Source organism: Neisseria sp. HMSC061B04 (assembly GCF_001836705.1).
In the GTDB taxonomy this organism is placed as follows: Bacteria; Pseudomonadota; Gammaproteobacteria; order Burkholderiales; family Neisseriaceae; genus Neisseria.
The window spans coordinates 1-10137 of record NZ_KV830199.1 but is presented as its reverse complement, the minus strand read 5'-3'; the positions used below and the strand labels follow the sequence as shown (position 1 = coordinate 10137).

7 protein-coding genes are annotated in these 10137 nt (G+C 51.1%); 4 read left to right on the top strand and 3 right to left on the bottom strand.

Annotated elements, in window-relative coordinates; all coding sequences use genetic code 11:
- Positions 1 to 22 precede the first annotated feature (22 nt).
- Both HMPREF2661_RS07590 and HMPREF2661_RS07585 read right to left on the bottom strand, forming a co-directional pair.
- Positions 23 to 1867: a DEAD/DEAH box helicase gene (locus tag HMPREF2661_RS07590; protein WP_199900480.1), complete on the bottom strand. Its 1845-nt coding sequence runs from the start codon at positions 1865 to 1867 to the stop codon at positions 23 to 25.
- Positions 1868 to 1922: 55 nt separating this feature from the next.
- Positions 1923 to 4670, bottom strand: coding sequence for a DNA methyltransferase (locus HMPREF2661_RS07585; protein ID WP_070823114.1), 2748 nt, complete (start codon positions 4668 to 4670; stop codon positions 1923 to 1925).
- A gap of 263 nt (positions 4671 to 4933) precedes the next feature.
- Between HMPREF2661_RS07585 and HMPREF2661_RS07580 the strand changes: the two genes are divergently transcribed.
- The 4 genes from HMPREF2661_RS07580 to HMPREF2661_RS07565 all read left to right on the top strand — a co-directional run bounded on the left by HMPREF2661_RS07580 (position 4934) and on the right by HMPREF2661_RS07565 (position 7152).
- A complete protein-coding gene (locus HMPREF2661_RS07580) occupies positions 4934 to 5368 on the top strand; it encodes a DUF883 family protein (protein ID WP_070823111.1) in 435 nt (144 codons plus the stop codon).
- 109 nt (positions 5369 to 5477) lie between these two features.
- On the top strand, positions 5478 to 5885 hold the full coding sequence (locus HMPREF2661_RS07575; protein WP_070823109.1) for a phage holin family protein: 408 nt from the start codon (positions 5478 to 5480) through the stop codon (positions 5883 to 5885).
- Positions 5866 to 6132, top strand: coding sequence for a hypothetical protein (locus HMPREF2661_RS07570; protein ID WP_070823106.1), 267 nt, complete (start codon positions 5866 to 5868; stop codon positions 6130 to 6132). Before HMPREF2661_RS07575 ends, HMPREF2661_RS07570 begins: the two co-directional genes overlap by 20 nt.
- 225 nt (positions 6133 to 6357) lie before the next feature.
- Complete coding sequence (locus tag HMPREF2661_RS07565; protein WP_070823102.1) at positions 6358 to 7152, top strand: phosphatidylserine decarboxylase; 795 nt, start codon at positions 6358 to 6360, stop codon at positions 7150 to 7152.
- Positions 7153 to 7235: 83 nt separating this feature from the next.
- Here HMPREF2661_RS07565 and znuD read toward each other — a convergent pair whose 3' ends face one another.
- Positions 7236 to 9524: a TonB-dependent zinc receptor ZnuD gene (gene znuD / locus HMPREF2661_RS07560; protein ID WP_070823099.1), complete on the bottom strand. Its 2289-nt coding sequence runs from the start codon at positions 9522 to 9524 to the stop codon at positions 7236 to 7238.
- Positions 9525 to 10137: the final 613 nt, after the last annotated feature.

Sequence of the window (10137 nt, the reverse complement as noted above, 5' to 3'; positions counted from 1 at the left end):
TGGAATTTAGGGCTAATCTACGTCAGCCCCTAAATTTTTCGCCGACTTTGACAAAGCGGTTGTCAGCGGTTTTGACTTCGCCTGTTTGCAGATTTTTGATTTTCGCGTTGTCAGGCAAATCTCGTTCCCTGACAGTTTCTTCAACAGAATAACTTAGCCCGGCTTCTTGCAATTTAACCGCATCGACAAAAAAATCTCCTTGTCTGATATAGTTTTTTTCGCCTTCGATAAGCGCGTTATCGGGCAAATCCTTGCCGTCTTTGATACCGCCGCCCTGGGTTACCGCCATTTTAGTCAGCGTCCCTTGCACGATTTGGTCTTGCTCTTCTACCGACAGCTCGGGATAACGGCAGGCAACAATTTTCGGCAGTGCGGTTTCATTGACGGCAGAGGCAGGCGTGTCTTCCTGAATATAGCGTTTGGCATTTTGCGTATCCTGTACCAACGCAGCGATAAGGTCGTCTGAATCCTTATTCAGAATATCGACGACTTTTTTAGAGGCGGGCAGCGTCGTATCGTCGATAATCACATCACCCGGATTGGGCTGTTCATCCAGCCTCATATCAGAACGGCGGCGGAACGTGATATTGGGCGCCAATACCTGCTCCATCAGCAGCGACAGCGTAATCGCCTTTAAAAGATTATTAACCGACACTTTGACATCTTCATCTGCCGCATCAGGCTGCGCAATCAGATTGGTAAATTGAGCATGGGTTTTCCCCTCGCAATCCCGGGTGGCGCGACCGATAATTTGGACGACTTCCGTCATCGAGCTGCGATAGCCTATGGTCAGTACATGTTCGCAATAAGGCCAGTCGAAACCCTCCTTCGCCATACCCAGCGCAACAATAATATCCATATCATCACGCGATTTGATATTGCGTAAATATGCCTGAATTAAAGAACGGTCGGATGTTTTACGGTCATCCACCAAATCCGCCAGTTTCAGCAGCCTGCCGTCATGGGCTTTGACCGTGATGATGCCTGTTTTGCGGTCTTTTTCCACAAATTCGCCCAAGGTGTCGATGATGTGGTCGACTGCCGAATACTTATCGACCGCTGCTTCGCCCGAATTGACGTTGGGAATATGGATAATCGTTTTTTTCGACGGATCGAGCACTTCACCCAAAGCATCAAGATAGCGGCCTTGGTAGAAATGGTAGCCCAATCCCAGAGATTTCAAATATCGGTAGCCGTTGAGTTGTTCGTAGTAGGTGTAGGTTACTTTTTCAAACTTGGCTTCGTCTTCTTCGCTCAAAATCGGCACGGCGTCGCCTCGGAAGTACGAGCCGGTCATGGCGATAATATGAGCCGAGGAGTTGCGCATGATTTCGTCCAAGACTGCGCCCAAACGGTTGTTTTCTTCCGCAGAAACATGATGGAACTCGTCAATCGCCACCAGCGTGTCATTAAATGCCCCGACATCTGCGAGTTTTTCGAAAGCAAAGCGGAACGTCGCATGGGTGCAGACCAAAACTGGGTCGTTGCCGCGCATAAAGCGGATAAAAGCATCCACTTTGCCTTGGTCTTTATCGTCGCCGCTACCCGTGCAGAGATTGTTTTCCGGCTTGACGCGCCAATCGGCAAAAAAGCCGTGTTTCGCCAATTCGGTATCGGCAAACGAGCCGCCGATGGACATTTCGGGTACGGCGATAATCGCTTTTTTGATGCCTTGATGGGCCAGCTTGTCTAAAGCCAAAAACATCAGCGCGCGGGATTTGCCTGAGGCGGGCGGCGCTTTGAGTAGCAGATATTGCGCGTCGCGTTTGGCAAACGCTTTGGCCTGCATTTCGCGCATGCCCATATTGTTTGGTTTGGTGCTGTTGCCGGTTTGTCCGTATTCGACGTGGAGCAGGGGGATAGTCAAGATATTTTCCTTTTAAAGACGGTAATGTCGGGGCAAAGATGCCGTTTTACGGCGTTTATTGGCCGTTGACGGCTTTTTCGTATAAGTCAAACAAAAATTCTACGCGCTCCATGCCGTCTGAAAAGGGTTTGGCGCGGTAGAGACGGTCAACGGCGGCATCGAGGCAGAGATGGGCTTCTTTAAGCGGCAGCGGCATTTTGTCGGGATCGTAGAGCTGCGCGAGGGTTTGGTCGGGGTAGTCGGCGCGGATAAGCAGGATGTCTTCGGCAAGCGCGGCTATACGGGCTTTTTCAGCTTCGCCGGCTTCGGGCCAAGGAAAATTGTTGTACACCAGCGTACCGGAATAGTTGTAATCACTTTTCAGACGACCTGTTACCACACGCATCCAATCATTGTGCATGGCTGAATTGAGGATACCGAACTCATAGAGGCTGGCATTAGGAATCATTTGATTGCGGTCGGTACTGATGACTTCGCTGTCAAAAAATGCCATCGGGACGTATTCGCGGCGCTCGGAGGATACACGGGGAACGAGGATGTAGTTTGCCGGATTGTTGGTGTCGCGGAATAGATGCGGTGTACCAACCAGCTTGAGGCGGTCGGAGTTTTTGCTACCGGCGGCGCGGTAGGCTCGGTTGCGTTCTACCCTTTCGGCGACGAGGGGATGTTTTTCGGGCAGATTGTCAAGGTCTTCTTGGGTCAGGTCGGTCAGCCAGAGACACCAACGTTGTTTGCCGTTAAGGAATTCGTCGGAACCGAGCAGTTTTTTAATCCATTTGGCAGACTGCGGCTCACGGGCGATAAGGCTGTCTTTTTCTTCTGTGGTCAGGATGAGGTTGCCGCCTTCAGTCGGCTGATTACCCCGAATAATTTTTGGAACATCCCCTAGGGGCTGCTCACGGGCAGCAACCGCAAGATTGCTGCCTGCAATTAGGTAGGGGCTGATGTTGGCAACGCTTTGGCTGTGCCATTCTTTATCGAGAAGTTTGTAGAGCTTGGGCTGCGCGCTATTGGGGCTGAGGCCGTCTGAAAGATGCGTGGCTTCCAGGCCAATGATGACGACGTGGACGGCGGCTTTGTCTTTGGCATTGTTTGCCCACGGGAAGGTTTGGTAGGCAAAGGCGATGCGGTTGCCCAATGAGAAGATAGGGGGCCAGAGGGTGGCGACCTGGTCGCCTTGACTGATGGAATTGGTGGCGACAAGGGCGAGCCTAGCGCGGCTGGCGCGGATATATTGTGCGCCTTTCCAAAACCAACAGGCAACGTAATCCAAGACGCCGTATTTTTTCCAGCCATCAAAAACCATATCCATATCTTCGCTTTGTTCCTCGTCGCGCGAATTTGAGCCGCCAAACGGGGGATTGCCGACGATATAGACTTCGTCTCCTGCGCGGTTGTTGCGGGGACAGAAGGCCTCCCAGTCTTCGCGCAGGCTGTTGGCGGCCTTAATGTTGCCGCCGCTTTTGAGGGGCAGGGTGGGCAGGCTGTTGCCCAGCTCGTTTTCGTGGGCAAGGTTCATTTGGTGTTCGGCCAACCAAAGCGAGAGCATAGCGATTTCATGGGCGAAGTCGTCCAGCTCGATGCCGTAAAATTGGTCGAGGCGGATTTGGCTGCTGAAGATGGCGTTGCTGTCGATGTCTTTGACGGCTTTGAAGATTTCGATTTCGAGGCGGCGCAGCTCTTTGTAGGCGATAATCAGGAAATTGCCGCTGCCGCAGGCAGGGTCGAAGATTTTGATGTTGCCCAGCCGCATGGAGAGGCTGTATAGGGCTTTCAGACGGCCTTCATTGCTGGGATAGCGTTTGAAGATGTCTTGAAACGCCGTCTGAAGCTCGTCAAGAAAGAGCGGCTTGATGGCCTTCATGATGTTGGGGACGGAGGTGTAGTGTTGTCCCAAACGGCTGCGCTGTTTCGGGTCTATCACGCTTTGAAACATGGAGCCGAAGATGTCGGGATTGATTTCAGACCAGTCGAGTTTGCCGCATTCGAGCAAAAGGCGGCGGGTGCGGGTATCGAAATCGGGGACAGGCTCGTCTGCTTGGAAAAGTCCGCCGTTGACATAGGGGAAACTTGCAAGATGGACGGGCAGGGCTTCGGAACGTTTTTCAGGGGGCGTGTCGAGGGTTTGGAAAAGTGCAGTCAGGACTTCGTCTGCATTTTCGCCGGTTTTGTGCGTATGGCTTTCGATGAGTTTGGTAAAGCTGTCTTTGGGGAAGATTTTGGTATCTTCGGCAAAAAAGCAGAAGAGCAGGCGGGTCAGGAAGACATTGAGGGCATGGATGTCTTCGGGTTTCTCGAGATGGTTGGTGCGGCGGATTTGGTCGAAAAGGCGCCCCATTTTTTCGGCGGCTTTGGTGTCGGCAGGATTTTCTTCAAATCCGCTGCTTTTTTCCAAGCCTGCAAGGGGAAGGAAAAAACCGTAGTTTTGCGCTAAATCGGTGTAGGCACATTCGAGGTAGTCGTCGGCTTGGATATCGTAGGCGGCGATGTTTTGAAAATCGGTTACGATAAAGAAGCGGATTTTGTTTTTGTCGGCTGTGGCGGATTGTTTCAGGTCTTGCAGGACGTCGTATATGTCTGAATCGGGGGCGACGGGTTTGAAATAGAGTTTGCGGCTGAGGGCAATTTCGCCATGCAGGGGCATATCGGCAACGTTGGTGCCGGGGGTTTGGTTTTGTAGTTTGGTAATGGTGGCTTTCGGGGTATCGAACAGGCGCAGGAAACCGTAGATGAAGTTTGCTTTGTCTTCCGACTGCACGAGCTTGGCCAGCCCGTCAAAAAGTTTGGTAGGATTGACTGCCATGGTTGCGACACCTTTGTTAAGAAATTGTAATGGTATGAAATTATATCTTTTTTTATCAAAAAAGAATATTGGAATAGGCTGTGTAAAAGGTATTGAAAAGGCCGTCTGAAGTTTTCAGACGGCCTTTTTTAAATTCCATCGGGTTGTTTTCATAATAAGCACTTAATTTTATTTAAATTAACGTTTATTTTAGAATAAACGGTTATAATTTATTAACAGATAAATATTCTGTAACCATATCAACCTATATCAAGGAGAAAAGCATGAAAAAACACGATTTTGAAGCACGTCGCGAGGCTTTGCTGAAAGACATCCGAGAAGTGATGGATGATGTGGAAGAATTGTACCGCAATGGTGTGGAAGCCGGTTCGGAAGAGGGCGGCAAAGCCCGGGCCAAATTGGAAGAGAAATTGGCCGCAGCCAAAGAACGTTTGAGCCGTTTTGAAGAAGAGGCCAGCGAACGTTTGCGCCATCATGCCGAGCGTGCGCGTGAAAAATACGAGCAGTTTGAAGAAGCTGCTCAGGAGCGTTTTAAAGAAGGCAAAGAGCGTTTTGCCGAATTTGAAGCTGATGCGGGCGAGCGTTTGAAACGCGGTGCCAAACACGCTGATGAAGTGGTGCACGAAAAACCATACTATGCGATGGGTTTTGCCGCATTGGCCGGTTTGGTTGTCGGTGTGTTGTTGAACCGCCGTTAATGTGAATATGTTAAGGCCGTCTGAACAGGCGTACACATGAAATCTTGGATTTCATTGCGCCGTACAGACGGCCTTAGCCTTATGTTTCCTGAGAAAAAGGATAATCGAGATGGGGATTCGCCAACGTTTTGAACATGGCAAGGCTTTGTTGAATCAGGGCGCGGATTTGCTGCTGCTGCGTTTGCAGGTGTTGAGCTTGGATTTGACGCGTCAGGCGGAGAATGTGTTCCGTTTGGCGATCTGGCTGGTGTTGTCCGGCGCGCTGTTGATGGTGGGCTTGGTCGGTTTGCTGTTTGGCTTGAACCGCGTGTTGTCGGATGTGGCGGCGTTGTGGGTATTTTTTGGCATTTTCTTCGTGAGCCTGCTGATTATTGCCGTATTGTTCCGCAAAGTATCGGCGGACTATCGGGAGCAGGGCAGTCGTGTGGCTGAGACCTTGCAGGATATTCGGACGGACATTGCGTATTTGCGCGGTGAGATAGACAAGGGTGCGGACGATGAAGCAACAGGAGTATGAAGAAGCGCGCGAGCTGCTGATTTTGGAAGCCAAGCTGGTGCGGCTGCGGATTGAAGCGGAAAATTTGAAACTGCGTAAAGTGGAAGAACGGGAGGCGCGGCAGGCCGATCGTTTGATGATGTTGGCCGATGTGGCGTTTCAGTTGAGCCAAACGCGTTTGCTGTCTCAACGCGCTTTGTTTTCTACATCGCGCCGGCGGCATTGGATTTGGTTGGTATTGGCGGTCGTATTGGGCTTGTCGAGATAATCGGGAGCGGAGGGGTAGTCTAAACATTGTCTGCGGCGAGGTGTCGGATTGTGTGAGCTGCTTGTTGAGGACGCTGTGTTGTTGTGTTGCCGAGATTTAAACTTTATCTATGTTGAGTATTTTTTACAAAAGACACCGGCCGTCTGAACATTTCAGACGGCCTCAATGTTTGGAGTTTCAGATATAATGGCGGCAATTTTGAAATTATTAAACGAAGGATAAGTGATGAACCGTTTGTATCCCCACCCGATTATCGCCCGTGAGGGCTGGCCGATTATCGGCGGCGGTTTGGCTTTGAGCCTGCTGGTGTCGATGTGCTGCGGCTGGTGGTCTTTGCCGTTTTGGGTGTTTACTGTATTTGCCCTGCAGTTTTTCCGCGACCCTGCGCGTGAGATTCCGCAAAATCCTGAAGCGGTGTTGAGCCCGGTTGACGGCCGTATCGTGGTGGTCGAGCGCGCACGCGATCCGTATCGTGATGTCGATGCTTTGAAAATCAGTATTTTTATGAACGTGTTCAACGTGCATTCGCAAAAATCGCCTGCCGATTGTACGGTAACGAAAGTGGTTTATAACAAAGGCAAATTCGTGAATGCGGATTTGGATAAGGCCAGCACGGAAAATGAACGTAATGCGGTGTTGGCGATTACGGCTTCTGGTCGTGAAATTACTTTTGTTCAAGTGGCCGGTTTGGTGGCGCGCCGTATTTTGTGTTACACCCAAGCCGGTGCGAAACTGTCCCGTGGCGAACGCTATGGCTTTATCCGCTTTGGTTCGCGCGTGGATATGTATCTGCCTGTCGATGCGCAGGCGCAAGTGGCGATTGGCGATAAAGTAACCGGCGTCAGCACTGTATTGGCGCGTTTGCCGCTGACTGCGCCGCAAACTGAATCTGAGCCTAAAGCCGCAGCTTCTCAAGCTGCCCCGGCTGAAACAGTGGCAAACCCATCTACCGAACAGCAGCAAATCGAAGCAGCAGCAGCTAAGATTCAAGCGGCTGCTCAAGATGTGTTGAAAGGTTAATGGCCGATTTTAAAATTGGTTTAAAGTAAGAAAAAGGTTTTCAGACGGCCGTCTGAAAACCTTTTTTGTTTGCCTGTCCGATTTTAAAACTTCACGTTCACACCGCCGGTAAAGCTGCGGCCCATTTGCGGCGTATCAGAGAGGAAGCTGCTGTGGGCGTAAACGGATTGGTTGAGCAGGTTGTCGGCTTTGACGTACCAATTCCACTCGCCATAGCGCGTATTGCGGCGGTAGTTTGCGCCGAGGTTGAGCATGTGGTGTCCGGGCGTGCGCGTTTCGTAGCGGGCGAGTTTGTTTTGGGCGAACACGCGGTAGTAGTCCAAATTGGCATCGATGCGGTCGGTCAGCGAGGCTTTCAGGTGGACGCCGAGGCGCGCAGCCGGAACACGGGGGGCGTTTTGGTCGTCCTGTGCGATGAAAGGACGGTTGCCGTAGGCATCTTCCCTACCGGGCAGGGAAGGTAGATTTTTCAGACGGCCTCGTACATAGTCGCCAGAAACGCCGATGCGGTAGCGCGGTGTCGGTTTGAAGTAGATTTCGCCTTCCGCTCCGTAGAAGTCCGCGCCGGATTGGTTGTAGCGCACGAGCTTCATTTCGCTGTCGTCTTCGATAGATTTAGGGCCGCGTCCGTCGTTTAAGGTTTGGGCGTAAATGTAGTTGCCGAAACGGTTGCGGTAGAGTGCCAGATTGTATTGCCAGCGGTCGCCTTCGTAGCCCAGCGCGAGTTCGATATTGTTGGAACGCTCTTTGTTGAGGTGTTTGTTGCCGACTTCAAAAGTGTTGGTGGCGACGTGTTTGCCGTGTGCGTACAGTTCTTGCGTTGACGGCAGGCGTTCCTGATGGGAGGCGGTCAGGCTGAGTTTGTGGTGTGGCGTGAAATACCAGTTGCCCGAAAGTGCGAACGAGCGGGCGGTTTGGCGGTGTGCGCCGAGGTCGGGCAGGGGGTAGTTGTAGTAGTTTTCCCGATCAATCAATGCTTTGTCGTATTGGATGGAGGCTTTTTGTTTTTCCACGCGTACGCCGCCTTCAAGCGAGAAGTTGTCCCAGTTTGCCTGTTCTACACCGAAAAGGCTGTAATGGCGCACATTGTTGTCAATCAACATCGGTTGTCGGACGGTTTCGGGGAGGGCGGAAAGCGCGCTGGATTTTTGTCCCAAATATTGCACGCCCCAGCTGCCTTTCAGACGGCCTATGGGTTGGTGGCGCAACTCGATACGGGCGTTGTGTGTTTTGTTGTTGAAGAAGTTTTCTACTGCATCGCCTGCTTTTTCGTCGTGGTGGTAGTCGTTGCGGTTCAGGTGTACGCGCAGGGCTTCAAAACCGGGGAGAGGCTGCTTCCATTCGGCGCGGAGTTCGTAGCGTTTGTTGCGCAGGTCTATCCACGGTTTGCCGTTGTGGGCATGGGCGTGTGCATTATCATCGTCGTGGAAGCCGCAGCTCAAGCCCGGATTGTCGTAATCGATGTCTTCTTCGGTCAGCAGGTGCGGATAAAGCTGCAAATAGCGTTTGTTAATCAAGCTTTTCTGCCAGATGATGTCGGCGTGGCAGTCATCGTAGAGATGGCTGTGGGCAGGCAGGCCGTAGCGGTCGCGACGGTCGCTGTACGCCACGCCGAGAAAACCTTTCTCGCCCACCCAAGACAGCCCGATGCTGCCGGTTTTTGAATCGGCATGGCTGTCGGGCAGGCGTTTCAGACGGCCTTCTTCTTTGTGATAGCGCGGTACGGCGTAATCGCCCGATTTGCGGTACAAGCCTTCGGTATGTAGCACGAAGTTTTTGCCCAAGCCGATATTGATGCCTGCGGATGTCAGTTTTTCCAAATTGCCGCTGCTCAAACGCAATCCGGCTTCGCCCGATACGCCGTTTTCAGGCATTTTTTCGGGGATTTTTCCGTCGGCAACATCGACCAACCCCGCCACATTGCCCGAGCTGTATAAGAGCGTAACCGGGCCGCGCAGGATTTCGACCTGTTGCGACAAGGCGCTGTCCACCATCAGGGCATGGTCTGGCGAGAAGTCCGCCATGTCGCCCGTTTCGCCGTGATGGTTCAACACTTTAATCCGTCTGCCTGTTTGACCGCGAATAACGGGAGCGGATGCACCGCCGCCGTATTGCGAGGCATGAATGCCCGGTACGCCGTCCAAAGCATCGCCCAAGTTGACGGCTTTTTGGCGCAAGGTATCGCCGGAGATGATTTTGTCGGAGGCGGTCGAAGCGTGCAGCAGCCCCGACGTTGCACGCGGACGGCTTTTACCGACGACGGTAACTGCTTCCAAGTCAACCGACTGCTCGGTTTCATGCGCTTGGGAGAGGATGGGGGTGCTGATTAAAAGAATAGATAAAACAATGGGCTTGAGTGTGGTTTGTGTCATTTTAGTTTCTCATCATATTTCGGAAGGCTGTTATTATATAACATTTCATTATTAATATAACAAGAATTTAAGAAGTAAATCGCATTTGATGCTGAAAAACAGCCAAGCCAAAGCTCATACAAACAGTGAAAAACCAAAGGTCGTCTGAAGCCCAATATCTTGAAAATGATAAAAAAGACGGAAACAACGGCAGCGCAGCATCCCCCCGTTTGCTTGGAACGAATCATGCTGCCTAAACAGCAAAAAAGGTCGTCTGAAAACGCAATATGGTTTTCAGACGACCTTGTCGGTTTGATAACTGCTATTTGGCGGCTTGGGCGGTTTAGATCGGGAAAAACGCGCTTCGTAATTTTCGATGTTCAAATGAGTTCAAGGGATTTAGACATAAAAAGTCCTTAACAGTTGGTTAGACATTGTATAAATCAATGTTTAACCAACTGTTAAGGGGTGCTTGCTGACTATTTAACAGATACTAGAAAGTTATTGATAAAATTCTAAAACAGCTTTAGCAGTGTCATACAATATAAACAATGCATAAATAAATACTGTTAATAACAAAATTTCCAAACTGGCATTAATAATGGGGCTGACGTAGATTAGCAGTTATGCTAGG

What these genes read in the sequence shown, in the direction of transcription:
- HMPREF2661_RS07585 (WP_070823114.1), bottom strand. Translation starts at nt 4,670, where the DNA reads ATGGCAGTCAATCCTACCAAACTTTTTGACGGGCTGGCCAAGCTCGTG.
- HMPREF2661_RS07580 (WP_070823111.1), top strand. Translation starts at nt 4,934, where the DNA reads ATGAAAAAACACGATTTTGAAGCACGTCGCGAGGCTTTGCTGAAAGAC.
- HMPREF2661_RS07575 (WP_070823109.1), top strand. Translation starts at nt 5,478, where the DNA reads ATGGGGATTCGCCAACGTTTTGAACATGGCAAGGCTTTGTTGAATCAG.
- HMPREF2661_RS07570 (WP_070823106.1), top strand. Translation starts at nt 5,866, where the DNA reads ATGAAGCAACAGGAGTATGAAGAAGCGCGCGAGCTGCTGATTTTGGAA.
- HMPREF2661_RS07565 (WP_070823102.1), top strand. Translation starts at nt 6,358, where the DNA reads ATGAACCGTTTGTATCCCCACCCGATTATCGCCCGTGAGGGCTGGCCG.
- znuD (WP_070823099.1), bottom strand. Translation starts at nt 9,524, where the DNA reads ATGACACAAACCACACTCAAGCCCATTGTTTTATCTATTCTTTTAATC.